We start from the raw sequence: 14,803 nt of genomic DNA, 5'->3' as shown, positions 1-14,803 counted from the left end.
CACATTTCGCGCGGCTAGCCGCCCCCGGAGAGCGCAACAGGAGGCAATCAACCAACATGGAGCTGTTCCAGACGATCGGCGAACTCTCTGCCCGGCTGAACACCGGAGAACGAACTGCGGTAGAGGTTTGCAACAGCTTCCTCGCAGCGGTCCGCAGCACGCGGGTCGGTGCATTCAGCGACCTTCTCTCCGAAAGCGCAATTCAGGAAGCCGCAGCCTCCGATGCCCGCCGCAGGGGAGGACGTTCGCGCGGTCCCCTCGATGGGATCCCTGTTGCGATAAAGGACCTGATCGATACGCATCCGGCCATCTGCAAGGCCGGTCTTGCCCATCTTTCGGACTCCAGGCCCGCCACCGACGCCGTCGTCGTCCAGCGTCTGCGTAAGGCCGGCGCTGTCATTATCGGCGTGACCGAAACCGATCCAGGCGCTTTCTCCACGGAGACACCCCAGGTCGTCAATCCGCTCGCCCCTGATCGTACTGCCGGCGGATCAAGCGGGGGATCGGCTGCGGCGGTTGCCGCCGGCCTCGTGCCCGGTGCGATTGGAACAGACACTGGAGGCAGCATCCGGATTCCCGCGGCCTGCTGCTCGATCTACGGCTTCAAGCCGACCTGGGGCCGCGTTGACGTCACCGGTGTGCGTCCCCTTGCCCACTCACTCGATCATGTTGGTCCGCTCGCCCGGAACATCGCGGACCTTCGCATCCTGCAGAGAATTATCGAAGGGCCGGGCAGCGAACCTCTGGACGATACGGCGTCGCCTCGACTGCGGCTTGGACTATGCGAGGCATATTTCGAGGATGCGGATCCGGCGATCAAGGATGCGATGCGCAGTGTCATTTCGCGGCTCGGCGCCAGCGGCGCAGCGTTTGAGACGACATCGCTTCCACTTCCCGACGAAATCCTCCCCTTCCATATGGTTAACCTCCCAAGGGAAGCTGCGATCTACCATCAGTCTTTCTTTCCGAATGAATGGCCGTCCTACCCGGATATCGCCCGGGCGACCGTAGAACTCGGCAACACAATTTCCTTAGAAGCGTATGAGCGCGCGCAGGAGAGCCGACGCCGCTGCCGGCTTGCTGTCGACGCGGCAGTAGATCGGGTCGACGTGATCGTTGTGCCGACCATGCCGATCGACGCTCCGCTGAAAAACGCCCGCTTGTTTGATCTCGGCGGCAGAACCCTGTCGAAGCTTGAGGCGACGATCCGCTACACCGCGCTATTCAACCAGACCGGCCATCCAGTCGTCTCCATGCCGGCCGTACTCCTCCCCGACGGAAGGGCTCTCAGTATCCAGCTCGTCGGAAGCCATGGAGAAGACGAAAAACTTCTGACCATCGCTCAGAAAATCGAGACTATACTCTCGATCAACGTCAACTACGCCGCCATTATCGCCGGCCGATACCCTATGACCCAGTCTACGGGCACGCCTGCTTTCCGGGAGTTACTGCATGTCCAGGGACAAACATGACCAACGCCTGACCCACGCTCATCATCACGGAGATCATGAGCACGATCCCATCGAGGAGGGCGCGATGCTGCGCGTTCGCGCGCTGGAAGAACTGATGGTCGCCAAGGGTCTCGTGACATCCGAGACACTGGACCGCGTAATTGATTATTATGAGCGGGAGACAGGGCCGAGAAATGGGGCCGCGGTCGTCGCTCGCGCCTGGACCGATCCGGAATTCAAGGCATGGCTGCTGCGCGACGGGACCGGCGCTATCCATTCCATGGGGTTCAAAGGCTATCAGGGCGAACACATGCGGGTGGTTGAAAACACCGCCGACATTCACAACGTGATCGTTTGCACCCTTTGCTCCTGCTACCCTTGGCCGGTCCTCGGCCTACCTCCCGCCTGGTACAAGGGTTCCGCTTACCGCTCCCGCGTCGTGCGCGAGCCGAGGGCGGTCCTTCAGGAATTTGGCCTGAACCTTTCCGACGAAAAGGAAGTCCGCGTCTGGGATAGCACCGCCGAAATCCGATACATGGTGCTGCCGGAGCGTCCGGATGGAACCGAAGGTTTGTCTCTCGATGAGCTCGCCTTGCTCGTCACCCGGGACAGCATGATCGGCACCTCTATTCTGTAACCGCCGAACGGAGGCGAAGATCACCATGGACGGCATTCACGACTTAGGTGGCATGCACGGTTTCGGGCCGGTCCCGATTGAGGAAGGCGAGTATGTGTTCCGGCACGACTGGCAGCGCCGCTCTTTCGGCCTGGCTCAGGCTCTCGCCGGCCCCATCCCTTTCTGCGCCGACATGCACCGCTACAAGATCGAGCAATTGGCGCCGATCGACTACCTCCAAATGGACTATTTCGAAAAATGGGCGATCGCCACCTCAGAGCTCGTGAAGGATGCAGGACTGGCAACCGCTGAGGAAATGACAAGCGGCAAAAAGCAGTTCGATGTTGACCTGGCGAAACATGTGCCATCCACACCGGAAGGACTTCTCGACGCGATGAAAAAAGGCGTCGACATGCGTTACCCTTCTTCTACCATAAAGCCCGGCTTCTCCGCCGGGCAGGCCGTTCGCGTCTCTACCAACTCCCCCGCAGGACATACCCGAGTACCGCGCTATGTCCGTTCGAAGTCCGGGACGATCGTCGCTGACAACGGTGTCTTCCAATTCGCCGACGCGGTCGCAGCCGGAGCCGGACCGCAGCCGCAGCATTGCTACACAGTGCTTTTTTCCGCCAGGGATCTCTGGGGCACCGGGGTGAAGAACGGACACGACAAAATCTATCTCGATCTCGCGGAGGCATATCTTGACCACGTCTGACTATGAACCTTCGCTCCGCCAGATAGCGGCAGCTGACATCCGCGAACTCTGCAGCGACGGGCCGCTCTTTCCGCAGGCCTGGCATGCCCGGATATTTGCCTTGATCGTCGCGTTGGTCGAAACCGGCAAGATCGACTGGAGGGATTTTCAACAGCGTCTCGTCGAGCATCTAAAGGCGTACGAGGACGACAGCCGTCATGGAGACGAAATCACAGCGCATTACTTCGAGTATTGGCTAGAGGCTGCCGAGGACACCCTGGTGGAGCGCGGTTTCATAAAGCTCGATGAAATTCCTGGACAGGTCGAGCGTATCCGCGAGACGGTCGCGGCGATACGGGCGGAGCAAACCAGAAGATAGCCCGACGGCATTTAACCGGTCACGCGTTAATAGAGAACGATGCATGCAGCATTGGCGACAATGCTACCCGATCTCACTGCATCCGGGTGACGAACGCGGCAGCAACGCTTCACGGAGGACGACAAATGCAGCTTTTGTTCGACAGGCTGATCGCCCATACCGCAGTTCAAGACGATGAGCCCAATCTGAAAGACGTTCTTGCATGGATCACCGAGGAGATCCGCTTCTATCAGCCCGACCCCATGCGAGGCAGATTAATACATACTCTTGATGCGTATGTCGCCTTGTCCACCATCTCTTTAGAACCCGCATAAAGCGAAGATGGCTTGGAACAGTACTTATGCCAGACCTCTCGCTCGACCTACGTTACCTGACCTATGCCATTCTTGTTGCGGAACACGGAAGTTTTCGAGCAGCGGCACATGCTCTTGATCTCTCACAATCGACAGTCAGCCGGCGAGTTCAGCTTTTGGAGCGCCGCATTGGGATTGCGTTGTTTGATCGCAGCCGCAAAGGTGCAGAATTGACGCCAGCCGGAGCGCGGTTCCTCCAGTCGGCTGCGGTTGGTGCATCCCATATGGAGCGGGCGATCCTTGACACACGCAAAGCTCATCGTGGGGAGATCGGGGAGTTGCGAATTGGTGTGGCCACATCTCTAGCTAACGGCTTTCTCGGAGACCTGCTGGAAAGCTATCGTGCGGCTTATCCGTCGGTCGACGTACGTGTGGAAGAGGTTTCGCAGCGGATCGCCGGCACTCGTTTGCTTAGCCGGCGTCTTGATGTGGCGTTTCTGGCAGGTGCGCCCGATGTGCATGACTGCACGACGACAAAGATGTGGAACGAACGTCTCGTCGTCGCGCTGCCGAAAAGTCATCGTCTAGCGGAACTGCCAAGCCTTCCTTGGGACGACCTGCGTGACGAGACCTTTTTGAGCCCGGCAAACGATAAGGGCGCCGAAATGGAATCACTGCTTTTGAGGAAGCTCTACGGGAGCGGCTCAAGCCCAGACATTTCGGTCCACGATGTCGGACGGGATGACCTGCTTACCCTCGTGGCTCGCGGTTTCGGCGTGTTCATGACGCTGGAATCGACAGTCAGTGAGGATTACACGAACGTCGCATTCGTTCCTGTCGGCGATGACACCGACATAGTTGCGTTCAGCGCGGTACTGCTCGCAGAACAGCAAAATCCCACGATCTCCCCGTTCATGAAATTTGCGGCCGCACGATCTCTCTATCCGATCGAGAAGCCGGCCGCTCGTTCGGATCTGAAGCCGACCTCGGGAGCATAGCAAGGCGTCTTATGCCGAGCGGCCTGTATCCGGGCCATGACCAGCGTTTCGCCGTGGAATCCGACGAGCCTTTGCAAAGCCTCGGTCTGTCGCCATGAACCGTTCGATCATGGGAGCGATGAGCTTTGCCGGTTCGAGTGCTGGCTGGCCCGTCTCACCGCCAAGTACCTCAGCGTAGGCCACCAGATCGCGGTGAAGTGTGGCCGGCAATTCCACCGTGACCTTCACGGGCTTATCGTCGGCAATGGGTCCGAGCTTTAATTTGGCCATTGGGTCAACCTCTATAGGGCTCCATCACGAGATCCCGGGTGACGATAATTCGGACCGGAAATCCGGGCCTGATGGTCAGCGTCGGCGCGATCTGCAACTGACGTTGGATGATCTGTTGTCCGGCATCATTGATCGTATCCTGGCCACCGTTGCGGATGGCCTGGATCAGCCGATCGTCGTCGTCCGTGGCGAGTTCTGCACCAACCGAGAGCAACGTCGAAAGACCGGCTGCCTTCGCCAAATCCCACCAGTGGTAGTCGACGCCATCCTCGAGACCGGCATAGCCCTGCGTATCGGCACCAGGCTGTCGTTCGAGAACGATGGATCGTCCATTCGGGAATATCAGCCGGTTCCAGACCAGGAGGACACGCCTCTGGCCGAAGCCGACGTTGTTGTCATATTGGCCAATGATGCGGGTGCCCTGCGGCACAAGCAGAATGCGGCCAGTCGGGCTGTCGTAGATGTTCTCGGTGACCTGGGCGGTAATCTGGCCGGGGAGATCGGAGCGAATGCCGGTGATAAGCGCTCCGGATATCACCGAACCGGCCTGCAGCACATAGGGCGACGCCGGCGACATCACGCGATCGGCTGCAACGGTGCGGCGATCGACGGCAGCGTTGAGGAAGGCGGCCTGCCGGTCCTGTGCCGTGGGAGCGCCGGCCTGATCGAGACCGGCAAGATTCGGCGTCGTATTCGCGTTGGGCGTTATCGCGCTTGCCGTTGTCCGTGTTTCTGTCTGGAAGAACACGCGGCTGGTTCGGGCGGCTTCCGCTTCGGCGAGGCGGCGTTGCTCGGCCGGATCGACGTTCGGAGCCGTCATTGTCGGCACAACGACAGGCTGACCACGATCCCGCGCACTGAGGATCGGACGGCCGAGATCCCCCGGCAAAGCCGGCCCCAGGATGGGACCGGTATAGTCCCGCGGCAAGCCGGCCAAACCGTCGGCAGTGGTCCGGTTCTCGGTCGAGTAAAGCTCTTCGCCACCATTGCCGCGATCTCGGGTCTGAAGCGCATAAATCAATGCGCCACCGATACCGAGTGACGCTACGAGGCCAAGTCCGGCGAGCACCTTGCGCGATAGCCGGGTGACGCGCGGCGGTTCCGCTCGCAAGCGCATGGGTGGAACAGGACCGGGGGCCTGGGTTGCATCTTGGCGGTTGTCGGCCTCGCTCATGACGACCGCCCTCCTTCCTTGGTTTGGGCTGTCGGCGCCTGCACAACTCCGCTTGTGCGGACGATCCTCACAGTCTGCTGATGCTTGCCGCTGCCCAGGCGCAATTCCGCCGCACCGAAGAGGCGATCAACGATCAGGATGTTCCTATAGATACGGGTATTGGCGATCTGCGCCTCGCCTTCCGGGCCGATGACGAAGAGCGGCGGAAATTCCCCCTGTACGATGCCGCGCGGAAATTCGACATAGACCTTGCGGCCATCGTCATAGACGGAGACCGGCCGCCAGGGCGGCGTGTCGCCGGTGAGGCCATAGCGGTAGTTTCGCGCCGCCACGGCCGGAATAGCCGGCGTGTCGGGGATGGATTGTCGAGAGCCCGGCACCTGTGGATAGGACCAGGCGACCGATGGCATGTAGGGTTTTTCACCGGAGCGTAATTCGATCAGGTAGGTACGGCGATCGGTGGAAATCACCAGGTTGGTAGTGATGTCGGGACGTGCGGGTTTCACTAGGACATGCACGCGCCGGGTGGTGCCGCTGCCGCTCTCGGTATCGCCGATAATCCAGCGCGTAGTATCGCCGGCGGCGATCGGCCCGGCTCCGGTGAGGCTTTCGCCGGGTTCGAGCGCGATGTCGGTGATCTGGCCGGGTGCGGCATAGACTTGATAGAGCGCACCCTCGCTCCAGGGATAGATCTGGATGGCGTTGTAGTAGCCCTCCCGGCGTGGCTCGACACGGGCCGCGTCATTGGCATTCTGAATCCGCCCGGTCGGGGTGGTTGCCGTGGCTCCTCCGCGCGCCGGCGTCCAGCCAGGCGGAATGTGCAGCGACTTCGGACGATCATCGGTCAGCACGGCAGGAACGGCCGGCAGTGCCGGCACATCGGCGTCGTAGCGGATCTGTGGCGGCTTCTGCGGCGTGGCGCAGCCGGCCAGTGCGGCGGCAGACAAGAGCACGGCAGCAAATGCGGGTTTACGGAAAGACGGGTTTACGGCTTTGCGGATTGGCGGCTTGTTCATTCGCCCATCTCCCTCGACCATGAAATCGCGTTGACGTAGATGCCGAGAGGATTGGCCTTGAGCCGTTCAGCATCGCGGGGCGTCTGGATTACGATGGTCAGGATCGCGGTCCAGCGCTCGGTGGTGGAAAGCTGACCATTCTCGTAGCGGCGCTCGGTCCAGGCGACACGGAAGCTGTCGGGCGACGCGCGAATGACGCTCGACACCTCGACGGCGATCTGTTGCTTGCCGACCTTGGTGAAGGGGTCGTTGGACCGCGCGTAGTCGTTCAGCGCTGTCGCACCCCGATCCGTCGTCCAGTCATAGGCGCGGAGCCAGTTCTGGCGGACGATGATGGGATCGGCGGGAATGCTCCTGACCTGTTCGATGAATCTCGCCAGATGCCATGCCACCTGCGGATCGGTGGGACGATAGTCGGCCGTGGCAGCGGCGACGGTCTGGGTCTGGCCGAGCTTGTCGACCTGTACGACCCACGGCACGACGGTCCCACGCGTGGACTGCCAGACGAGTGCTGCGGCAAAGCCCGCCGAAAGGATCAGGCTTCCGAAGGCCATGAACCTCCAGTTCCGCGCCTGCACACGGGCCGAACCGATACGTTCGTCCCAGATCTGTGCGGCCTTCTGATAGGGTGTTTCGGGTTGCGGCGTCTTGCCGTAATGGGCTGCCGGTCGTTTGAACAAGCTCATGAGCGGTCACTTTCGGAGAGATTGACGGAAGAGCCACCACCATGGCTGTCGCCGGAACGGACGGCATGGGCGGCCGCGGAAACGCCGTGGCTGACGTGCTGGCTGCGTTTCATGCGCCTGGCCCAATCGGGGGCGCCATCGCGCGAACCCGATGGGGTGACGGCAAAGGAATCGTTATTGGCGGGATCGGCACCGCCGACGGTGCCAAGCGTGGAAGAGCCGCCGGTCGCGCTGAAGCCGTCTTTCACGCCTTCGGAAAAATTCGATCTGACTCTTTCGGCCGCCTGCCCGGCTGCGCGCTTGAGCGGCGAGACGGCAGCGGAGCCTGCACCGCGAGCAACACGGCCGAGACCAGACGCCACGCCCAAAGCGCCGCTCTGTCCCATCGATCCGAGATTATAGGCGGTAGATGCGGCACCCGCCGCCGCCGCTCCACCCCGAACGGCGGCCGCGCCACCGGACAATGCCGCGGCGCCACTCCGCAAGGCCAGACCGGCCGCGCCGCCTGCGGCAAGCGCTGCGCCACCGACGGCAAGGCCGGTGCCGACGGCAGCACCCGCGCCGAGCTGCGGGCCGCCGGAAACGAGACCGTTGGCGATGCCGGGACCGAATATCCCGAGGCCCAGCAATGAAAGCGCGGCCAGCACAACGGCCATGGCATCGTCGATCGTCGGTGTGGCGCCGCCGAAACCGGCAGTGAACTGGCTGAACAGGGTGGAGCCGATGCCGATGATGACGGCGAGCACCAGGACCTTGATGCCGGAAGAGACGACATTGCCAAGAACCCTTTCGGCCATGAAGGCCGTCTTTCCGAACAGTCCGAACGGGATGAGGACGAACCCCGCCAAGGTCGTCAGCTTGAATTCGATCAGCGTGACGAACAGCTGGATGGCCAGAATGAAGAACGCCAGCAGGACGAGTGCCCAGGCAAACAGCAGGCACGCGATCTGAATGAAATTCTCGAAGAATGCGACCCAGCCCATGAGGTCGGAAATGGATTCCAGCAGCGGGCGGGCCGCATCGAGACCGACTTGCGCCACCCGTCCGGGGCGAAGGAGGTCCGCCGTCGAAAAGCCGGTGCCCGACCCTTTGAGACCGAGGCCGGCAAAGCTCTCGAAGATGATGCGGGCGAGATTGTTCCAGTTCGAGATCAGGTAGGCGAAGACGCCCACGAACAGGGTCTTTTTCACCAGACGGGCGATGATGTCGTCGTCGGCGCCCCAGCTCCAGAACAGGGCGGCGAGCGTCACGTCGATGACGATCAGCGTGGTGGCGATGAAGGCGACCTCGCCGCCGAGAAGACCGAACCCGCTGTCGATATAGGAGGTGAAGACCCCGAGGAAATTGTCGATGACGCCGCTGCCACCCATGATTCACTGCCCTTCGATGGTTTGTGGGGCGACCGGCACGGAAGTCCTGCCAAGGAAGCGGTCTCGTGTTTCCGACCAGACACGCAGGCATTCGGGATCGCTGGTGGCAGCCTGCCCAAGCTGCTGGCACCGGCGCTGGCCGAGCCGGAGGGGATCCGCCGGTGATCCGACGGCGGGTGTGGATCGTGTCCATGGCGCCGGGGCCTCTCTCTTTCTGATCATCTCGGTCGCCGTCGCGGTGATCGCGACGGCGACAAAGACGACGGCGCCCAGACGGGCCAGCATCTTGCCGTCCATGGCCAGCGCCCTCAGTTGAACATCTTGGCGCTGCCGGCCTGATAGCCGGAGCCTGGCATCAGGAAGCGCTGGCGCTGCACGCGTCCCTGTTCGGCCGCGGCGGCGCGTTCGGCCTCGGTGAGTGCAGTGGACCGGCCATTGGCGGCAAGCAGGGCCGTGAGGTCGGAAAGCTGCTGCGACTGAAGGGCGAGAAGCTGGTTGCCTGCCTGCGCCGCCTGAAGCGCGCCGGTCGCGCTCTGGCTCTGACCGACCAGTTGCGACATCTCGGTGCGGTTGGTGTCGATATTGCCGACGACGGTGGCCTGCACGCGCATGGCGTCCTGCAGGCCGCCGACGCTGTTCTTCCAGCGCTCCTTTGCATCGGCGACGAGTTGCGCGTCGGTGGCCGAAAGCGAGACGCTGGCGTATTTCGACTGGAATGCCTGATCGATCTGGCCGACGTCGAACGCGATGTTCTGCGCCTGGGACAGAAGCTGCTGCGTGCGCTGAACGGACTGTTGGATCTGCTGCAACGACGAATACGGCAGGCTCGCCAGATTGCGGGCCTGGTTGATCAGCATCTGCGCTTCGTTTTGCAAGCTGGTGATCTGGTTGTTGATCTGCTCCAGCGCGCGCGCGGCGGACAGGAGGTTCTGCGAATAGTTGGTCGGGTCGTAGACGATCCAGGCGGCGGACGCCGGCGGCGCCAGAACGATCGAGGCCGGGCCTGAGAAGGTGAGAATGGATGCGGCAAGCAGTGCCGCGCGGAAACGGTGGGTCTTCATGATTGAGCCTCCTTGTCGGGCTGGGGGACGAGATTGGCGAGGTCAGGAATGAGGTCCGCGGCCCAGTCGACGCCGCGCAGGCGCAGCCAGGCGGCAAGGAAGCCGTCCCGGCCGTGCTCGGCGAAGACGCGGGCGATGGCGGACTGGTCGGATTTCGAGGAGGCAGCCGTGAGGGCGAGACCGACTTCGGACAGGCCCAAATCGAACAGGCGTTTCCCCCTGCGGCTTTGGCAGTAGTAGTCCTTTTTCGGCGTGGCCCGCGCGAGGATCTCGATCTGGCGCGCGTTCAAGCCAAATCGCTGATAGATCGCGGTGATCTGCGGTTCGACAGCGCGCTCATTTGGAAGAAGCAGACGCGTCGGGCAACTTTCGATGATCGCCGGGGCGATCGCCGAATTGTCGATATCCGACAATGATTGCGTGGCGAAGATCACGCTGGCGTTCTTCTTGCGCAGGGTTTTCAGCCATTCCCGCAACTGCCCGGAAAAGGCTTCATCATCGAGCGCCAGCCAGCCCTCATCGATGATGAGCAAGGTGGGCGAGCCATCGAGCCGATCGCCGATGCGATGGAACAGATAGGACAGGACGGCGGGTGCTGCGCCGGTGCCAACCAGCCCCTCGATCTCGAAGGCCTGCACCGACGCGCTGCCGAGGTGCTCGGTTTCGGCATCGAGCAGCCGGCCATAGGGACCGCCGACGCAATACGGCCTGAGCGCCTGCTTGAGGTCGTTCGATTGCAGCAGCACCGTCAGGCCGGTGATGGTGCGTTCCTCGACCGGCGCCGAAGCCAGAGAGGTCAGCGCCGTCCAGATATGCTCCTTGACATCAGGCGTGATCGCGATGCTCTCACGCGTCAGGATGGCGACGATCCAGTCGGCCGCCCAGGCGCGTTCGGGCACGTCATGGATGCGCGCAAGCGGCTGGAGCGAAACGGAAAACGCGTCTCCCTCGGTGAGATCACCACCAAGATCATGCCAGTCGCCGCCCATGGCGAGAGCTGCGGCCCGGATCGAGCCCCCGAAATCGAAGGCGAAGACCTGGGCCTGGGCGTAGCGACGGAACTGGAGCGCCATGCAGGCGAGCAACACGCTCTTTCCCGAGCCGGTCGGCCCGACGACGAGCGTGTGTCCGACATCGCCGACGTGAATGGAAAGCCGGAACGGGGTGCTTCCCTCGGTCTTGCCAAAGAGCAAGGGGCCGCTACCCAGGTGGTCATCCCGTTCCGGCCCCGCCCACACGGCACTGAGGGGAATCATGTGGGCGAGATTGAGCGTCGAGATCGGCGGCTGGCGCACGTTGGCGTAAACATGCCCCGGCAGCGAGCCAAGCCAGGCGTCGACGGCATTGATGGATTCCGGCATCGCCGTGAAGTCGCGACCCTGGATCACCTTTTCGACAAGCCGTAGCTTTTCGTCGGCAAGGCGGGGATCGGTGTCCCAGACGGCGATGGTCGCCGTCACATGGGCCATACCGGCATAGTCTGCGCCGAGTTCCTGGAGCGCGATGTCCGCGTCGGTCGCCTTGTTCGCGGCATCGGTATCGACCAGAACCGAAGCCTCGTTGGTCATGACTTCTTTCAAAATGGCGGCGATCGACTTGCGCTTCGCAAACCACTGGCGGCGGATGCGGGTGAGCAGCCTGATGGCATCGGTCTTGTCCAGGAGGATCGCGCGAGTCGACCAGCGATAGGGAAAGGCGAGCCTGTTCAGTTCGTCGAGAATTCCGGGCGTGGTCGCGGTCGGGAAACCGACGATGGTGAGGATGCGCAAATGAGCGTCGCCAAGGCGCGGCTCCAGCCCGCCGGTCAGAGACTGATCGGCCAGCAGCGCGTCCAGGTACATCGGTGTTTCGGGAACGCGGACACGGTGCCGTTTGGTCGAGACTGTCGAGTGCAGGTAGGTCAGCGTCTCGGCATCATCGAGCCAGTGGCATTCGGGCATAAAGCCGTCGAGCAACGCCAGCACACGATCGGTGCGATCGACGAAGCCGCGCAGGATCTCGTTCGGATCAACGCCAGATCGTTCCCGCCCCTCATAGAGCCAGGTCTCGGCACGCGCCGCATCTTCGGCAGGCGAGAGATAGGTGAAGGTGAGGAAGTAGCCGGAAATGAAATGACTGCCCTGCTCTTCGAAATCGGCCTTGCGTTCGGCGTCAAGCAGCCCCGAGGCCGGATCAGGAAAGCGGTCGTCGGGATAGGTCGCGGCCTCCTGGCGCTGCGCTTCCACGAAGATCGCCCAGCCGGAGCCGAGACGCCGGAAGGCATTGTTCAGCCTGGCGGCGACAGCGACCAGTTCGGCAGCAACAGAGGATTCGAGATCCGGACCGCGAAATTGGGCGGTCCTTTGCAGCGATCCGTCCTTGTTGAGAACGACACCTTCGCCGACAAGCGCGGCCCAGGGCAGGAAATCCGCGAGGCGGCTGGCGGTGCGGCGGTATTCGGCAAGGTTCATCATGGACGCGCCCTCACACCGACAGATGTCCGGGGATACGAAGGTGACGACGACCGACTTCCACGAACAGCGGATCGCGTTTCGCCGCCCAGACCGCCGCGAAATGCCCGACGGCCCATATGGCGAGGCCGACCAGCCAGAGACGGAGGCCAAGGCCGACGGCTCCGGCGAGCGTCCCGTTCATGATGGCGATGCTTCGCGGAGCGCCGCCGAGCAGGATGTGCTCGGTTAGCGCCCGATGGACGGTGACGGTAAAGCCCGGCAGGTCGTTGGTGTGTTCCAGAATACCCGCCATCAGACGAGCGCCCCGCCGCCGAAGCTGAAGAAGCTGAGAAAGAAGGAACTGGCCGCAAAGGCGATCGACAGCCCGAAGACGATCTGGATCAGCCTCCTGAAGCCGCCGCTCGTGTCGCCGAAAGCTAGCGCTAGCCCGGTGGCAATAATGATGATGACGGCGACGATCTTGGCGACCGGCCCTTCGATGGATTCGAGGATCGACTGAAGCGGCGCCTCCCACGGCATGGAGGAACCGGAAGCATGAGCCGGCACAGCCGCCGTCATCATGATCGTGGCGACGGCCGCCGGGCTCATGAAGTGGCGACGCAAGCCGCCGAAAGACGGCGTGTGCCCGCTCGCCTGAACCGGCACCATGGACAAGATGATGGGCGGGCTGAAGAGCTTCGACAGAACAGGCGGGACACGGAGGGACATGACTATTCTCCTTTCGGGAGCGGTTGGCGGTCGGGGGAAAAGCGTGCGGGGGCGACGCGGTAGTCGCCGTCAGGACCGAGCCCATCGACACGAGCGAGTTCGCAGAGCCGGCGCGCGGGCCCGCGACCGGAGAGAACCGCCACGATGTCGATGGTCTCGGCGATCAGTGCCTTGGGGACGGTGACGACAGCTTCCTGAATGAGCTGTTCGAGCCGGCGGAGCGCGCCGATGCTGGTGCCGGCGTGGATGGTGCCGATGCCGCCGGGATGCCCCGTTCCCCAAAGTTTCAGGAGATCAAGGGCTTCCGGACCTCGCACTTCGCCGACGATGATGCGATCGGGCCGGAAGCGCATCGCCGAGCGCGCCAGATCTGTCAGATTGGCGATGAAGTCCTTGGTGCGCATCGGCACCTTGTTCTCGGACTGGCTTTGAAGCTCGCGCGTGTCCTCGATGATGAGAAGCCGGTCCTGCGCCTTCGCGACTTCGGCCAGCAGTGCATTGGTAAGCGTCGTCTTGCCGGTGCCGGTGCCGCCTGCGACCAGCACGTTGGCGTGCGAGGCGACGGCCTCGCGCAGCAACGCCGCCTGATCGGCGGTCATCGTTCCTGCCGAAACATAGTCGTCGAGGGTGAACACCGAGATCGCCGGCTTGCGGATGGCGAAGGCCGGACCTGTGACGATCGGAGGCAGGAGACCTTCGAAGCGTTCGCCGCTGTCGGGCAATTCGGCCGAAACACGCGGGGCGCCGGCATGAACCTCCGCGCCGACATGGTGAGCAACCAGTCGGATGATGCGTTCGCCATCCGCGGGCAAGATGCGCTCGCCGGTGTCGGACATGCCCTCCGAGAGACGGTCGATCCACAAGCGCCCATCGGGATTGAGCATCACTTCGACAACGCCGGGATCTTCCAGAAAGCGGGCGATGGCAGCACCCAGCGCGGTGCGCAACATCCGAGCGCCACGCGCAAAGCCTTCCGAATTTCGATGCGAGACTGCCATCCGATCCCCGTTTCTCGCCGGGGAAATCAGACTGTCCCCGGACGGGGATGATTAAAAGAGCCGGAAGTTCATGCGATTCAACAAGGAAATGGCGTCGTAGTAGTATAGCGTGCAAATACAGGAAAACGGCGATGGAGCTGTCTTCTTGAACCAACCGAGGCGACGACTATTTGCGGTATGTACCCGCGTGTGGCGAGACCTGTCCGTCAGATGAGTCGGCGATGTCCTCAGAGATTTCCTGCCTGAGTTTCGGCCCCTGTGCCAGACGTCGGCCGAGTGCCGTGACGAACGCCTCGTAGCGTTCGCCGGCCTTGGCCCGCGCCGCCTGTGCGGCCGGTTCAGGCAAGGCTGGCGTGGTGGCGAGCCAGAAGCGGACGAAGACGGCCAGCGTTTCGACCGAGATACCGACATCGCGCTCCAGCCGCGTCATGCGGCGGTCGATCTGATCGAGGCGCTTGGCGATCAATGCCTCCCGCCGTTCGGCGTCGTCCGGCGACAGGAAGGAAGCGACGGCCGCCTCCGCAATCAAAGACATCGGCTGCTCCCGGCGCGCTGCATAATCCGAGAGCATCGTCATGACGTCAGGTTCGAGATAGACGGAGATCTGCGCTTTCTTTTTTCTGCCAGTCATGGTGC

General features: G+C 62.6%; 18 protein-coding genes. 6 read left to right on the top strand and 12 right to left on the bottom strand.

From position 1 onward, the window contains the following. The first annotated feature begins 56 nt into the window (after nucleotides 1-56). The 6 genes from V6582_RS21680 (at nucleotide 57) to V6582_RS21655 (ending at nucleotide 4,431) form a co-directional block, all read left to right on the top strand. Nucleotides 57-1,472, top strand: coding sequence for an amidase (locus tag V6582_RS21680; protein ID WP_156633566.1), 1,416 nt, complete (start codon nucleotides 57-59; stop codon nucleotides 1,470-1,472). Then, on the top strand, nucleotides 1,453-2,088 hold the full coding sequence (gene nthA / locus V6582_RS21675) for a nitrile hydratase subunit alpha (protein ID WP_156633567.1): 636 nt from the start codon (nucleotides 1,453-1,455) through the stop codon (nucleotides 2,086-2,088). The genes V6582_RS21680 and nthA overlap by 20 nt, the downstream gene beginning before the upstream one ends. A 25-nt stretch (nucleotides 2,089-2,113) precedes the next feature. Next, complete coding sequence (nthB, locus tag V6582_RS21670; RefSeq protein WP_156633568.1) at nucleotides 2,114-2,782, top strand: nitrile hydratase subunit beta; 669 nt, start codon at nucleotides 2,114-2,116, stop codon at nucleotides 2,780-2,782. Next, the gene (locus tag V6582_RS21665; RefSeq protein ID WP_156633569.1) at nucleotides 2,769-3,140 is read left to right on the top strand and encodes a nitrile hydratase accessory protein; all 372 of its coding nucleotides are present in this window, start codon (nucleotides 2,769-2,771) and stop codon (nucleotides 3,138-3,140) included. Before nthB ends, V6582_RS21665 begins: the two co-directional genes overlap by 14 nt. Before the next feature lie 125 nt (nucleotides 3,141-3,265). Continuing rightward, nucleotides 3,266-3,454: a hypothetical protein gene (locus V6582_RS21660; protein WP_156633570.1), complete on the top strand. Its 189-nt coding sequence runs from the start codon at nucleotides 3,266-3,268 to the stop codon at nucleotides 3,452-3,454. A gap of 26 nt (nucleotides 3,455-3,480) precedes the next feature. Continuing rightward, nucleotides 3,481-4,431: a LysR substrate-binding domain-containing protein gene (locus V6582_RS21655; RefSeq protein ID WP_156633571.1), complete on the top strand. Its 951-nt coding sequence runs from the start codon at nucleotides 3,481-3,483 to the stop codon at nucleotides 4,429-4,431. Between the two features lie 9 nt (nucleotides 4,432-4,440). Here V6582_RS21655 and V6582_RS21650 read toward each other — a convergent pair whose 3' ends face one another. From V6582_RS21650 to V6582_RS21595, 12 genes are all read right to left on the bottom strand, one after another. Next, the gene (locus tag V6582_RS21650; protein ID WP_156633572.1) at nucleotides 4,441-4,701 is read right to left on the bottom strand and encodes a DUF2274 domain-containing protein; all 261 of its coding nucleotides are present in this window, start codon (nucleotides 4,699-4,701) and stop codon (nucleotides 4,441-4,443) included. Nucleotides 4,702-4,705: 4 nt separating this feature from the next. Further along, nucleotides 4,706-5,875, bottom strand: a complete 1,170-nt coding sequence (locus V6582_RS21645) for a TrbI/VirB10 family protein (RefSeq protein WP_349508943.1) — start codon at nucleotides 5,873-5,875, stop codon at nucleotides 4,706-4,708. Continuing rightward, a complete protein-coding gene (gene trbG, locus V6582_RS21640) occupies nucleotides 5,872-6,891 on the bottom strand; it encodes a P-type conjugative transfer protein TrbG (protein ID WP_156634510.1) in 1,020 nt (339 codons plus the stop codon). Before trbG ends, V6582_RS21645 begins: the two co-directional genes overlap by 4 nt. Then, nucleotides 6,888-7,577, bottom strand: a complete 690-nt coding sequence (trbF, locus tag V6582_RS21635; protein ID WP_156634511.1) for a conjugal transfer protein TrbF — start codon at nucleotides 7,575-7,577, stop codon at nucleotides 6,888-6,890. The genes trbG and trbF overlap by 4 nt, the downstream gene beginning before the upstream one ends. Beyond that, on the bottom strand, nucleotides 7,574-8,947 hold the full coding sequence (trbL, locus tag V6582_RS21630; RefSeq protein ID WP_156634512.1) for a P-type conjugative transfer protein TrbL: 1,374 nt from the start codon (nucleotides 8,945-8,947) through the stop codon (nucleotides 7,574-7,576). Before trbL ends, trbF begins: the two co-directional genes overlap by 4 nt. A gap of 3 nt (nucleotides 8,948-8,950) precedes the next feature. Next, on the bottom strand, nucleotides 8,951-9,244 hold the full coding sequence (trbK-alt, locus tag V6582_RS21625) for a putative entry exclusion protein TrbK-alt (protein ID WP_156634513.1): 294 nt from the start codon (nucleotides 9,242-9,244) through the stop codon (nucleotides 8,951-8,953). A gap of 11 nt (nucleotides 9,245-9,255) precedes the next feature. Next, nucleotides 9,256-10,008 (bottom strand): P-type conjugative transfer protein TrbJ, encoded by a 753-nt coding sequence (gene trbJ / locus V6582_RS21620; protein ID WP_156634514.1) that lies wholly within the window; start codon nucleotides 10,006-10,008, stop codon nucleotides 9,256-9,258. Next, nucleotides 10,005-12,461, bottom strand: a complete 2,457-nt coding sequence (gene trbE / locus V6582_RS21615; protein WP_156634515.1) for a conjugal transfer protein TrbE — start codon at nucleotides 12,459-12,461, stop codon at nucleotides 10,005-10,007. Before trbE ends, trbJ begins: the two co-directional genes overlap by 4 nt. Before the next feature lie 10 nt (nucleotides 12,462-12,471). Continuing rightward, nucleotides 12,472-12,753, bottom strand: a complete 282-nt coding sequence (locus V6582_RS21610) for a VirB3 family type IV secretion system protein (protein WP_156634516.1) — start codon at nucleotides 12,751-12,753, stop codon at nucleotides 12,472-12,474. Beyond that, complete coding sequence (locus tag V6582_RS21605) at nucleotides 12,753-13,049, bottom strand: TrbC/VirB2 family protein (protein WP_156634533.1); 297 nt, start codon at nucleotides 13,047-13,049, stop codon at nucleotides 12,753-12,755. The genes V6582_RS21610 and V6582_RS21605 overlap by 1 nt, the downstream gene beginning before the upstream one ends. A gap of 122 nt (nucleotides 13,050-13,171) precedes the next feature. Beyond that, complete coding sequence (trbB, locus tag V6582_RS21600) at nucleotides 13,172-14,167, bottom strand: P-type conjugative transfer ATPase TrbB (protein WP_156634517.1); 996 nt, start codon at nucleotides 14,165-14,167, stop codon at nucleotides 13,172-13,174. Between the two features lie 166 nt (nucleotides 14,168-14,333). Continuing rightward, the gene (locus V6582_RS21595) at nucleotides 14,334-14,798 is read right to left on the bottom strand and encodes a CopG family transcriptional regulator (protein WP_156634518.1); all 465 of its coding nucleotides are present in this window, start codon (nucleotides 14,796-14,798) and stop codon (nucleotides 14,334-14,336) included. Between the last annotated feature and the right edge of the window lie 5 nt (nucleotides 14,799-14,803).

The sequence above is a fragment of the Agrobacterium vitis genome (genome assembly GCF_037039395.1).
Taxonomy (GTDB): Bacteria; Pseudomonadota; Alphaproteobacteria; order Rhizobiales; family Rhizobiaceae; genus Allorhizobium; species Allorhizobium vitis_E.
This window is presented reverse-complemented; position numbering and strand designations above follow the sequence as displayed.

Excerpts from the sequence above, each read along its gene's own strand:
- V6582_RS21680 (WP_156633566.1), top strand. The coding sequence starts at position 57 with ATGGAGCTGTTCCAGACGATCGGCGAACTCTCTGCCCGGCTGAACACC.
- nthA (WP_156633567.1), top strand. The coding sequence starts at position 1,453 with ATGTCCAGGGACAAACATGACCAACGCCTGACCCACGCTCATCATCAC.
- nthB (WP_156633568.1), top strand. The coding sequence starts at position 2,114 with ATGGACGGCATTCACGACTTAGGTGGCATGCACGGTTTCGGGCCGGTC.
- V6582_RS21660 (WP_156633570.1), top strand. The coding sequence starts at position 3,266 with ATGCAGCTTTTGTTCGACAGGCTGATCGCCCATACCGCAGTTCAAGAC.
- V6582_RS21655 (WP_156633571.1), top strand. The coding sequence starts at position 3,481 with ATGCCAGACCTCTCGCTCGACCTACGTTACCTGACCTATGCCATTCTT.
- V6582_RS21650 (WP_156633572.1), bottom strand. The coding sequence starts at position 4,701 with ATGGCCAAATTAAAGCTCGGACCCATTGCCGACGATAAGCCCGTGAAG.
- V6582_RS21645 (WP_349508943.1), bottom strand. The coding sequence starts at position 5,875 with ATGAGCGAGGCCGACAACCGCCAAGATGCAACCCAGGCCCCCGGTCCT.
- trbG (WP_156634510.1), bottom strand. The coding sequence starts at position 6,891 with ATGAACAAGCCGCCAATCCGCAAAGCCGTAAACCCGTCTTTCCGTAAA.
- trbF (WP_156634511.1), bottom strand. The coding sequence starts at position 7,577 with ATGAGCTTGTTCAAACGACCGGCAGCCCATTACGGCAAGACGCCGCAA.
- trbL (WP_156634512.1), bottom strand. The coding sequence starts at position 8,947 with ATGGGTGGCAGCGGCGTCATCGACAATTTCCTCGGGGTCTTCACCTCC.
- trbK-alt (WP_156634513.1), bottom strand. The coding sequence starts at position 9,244 with ATGGACGGCAAGATGCTGGCCCGTCTGGGCGCCGTCGTCTTTGTCGCC.
- trbJ (WP_156634514.1), bottom strand. The coding sequence starts at position 10,008 with ATGAAGACCCACCGTTTCCGCGCGGCACTGCTTGCCGCATCCATTCTC.
- trbE (WP_156634515.1), bottom strand. The coding sequence starts at position 12,461 with ATGATGAACCTTGCCGAATACCGCCGCACCGCCAGCCGCCTCGCGGAT.
- V6582_RS21610 (WP_156634516.1), bottom strand. The coding sequence starts at position 12,753 with ATGGCGGGTATTCTGGAACACACCAACGACCTGCCGGGCTTTACCGTC.
- V6582_RS21605 (WP_156634533.1), bottom strand. The coding sequence starts at position 13,049 with ATGAGCCCGGCGGCCGTCGCCACGATCATGATGACGGCGGCTGTGCCG.
- trbB (WP_156634517.1), bottom strand. The coding sequence starts at position 14,167 with ATGGCAGTCTCGCATCGAAATTCGGAAGGCTTTGCGCGTGGCGCTCGG.
- V6582_RS21595 (WP_156634518.1), bottom strand. The coding sequence starts at position 14,798 with ATGACTGGCAGAAAAAAGAAAGCGCAGATCTCCGTCTATCTCGAACCT.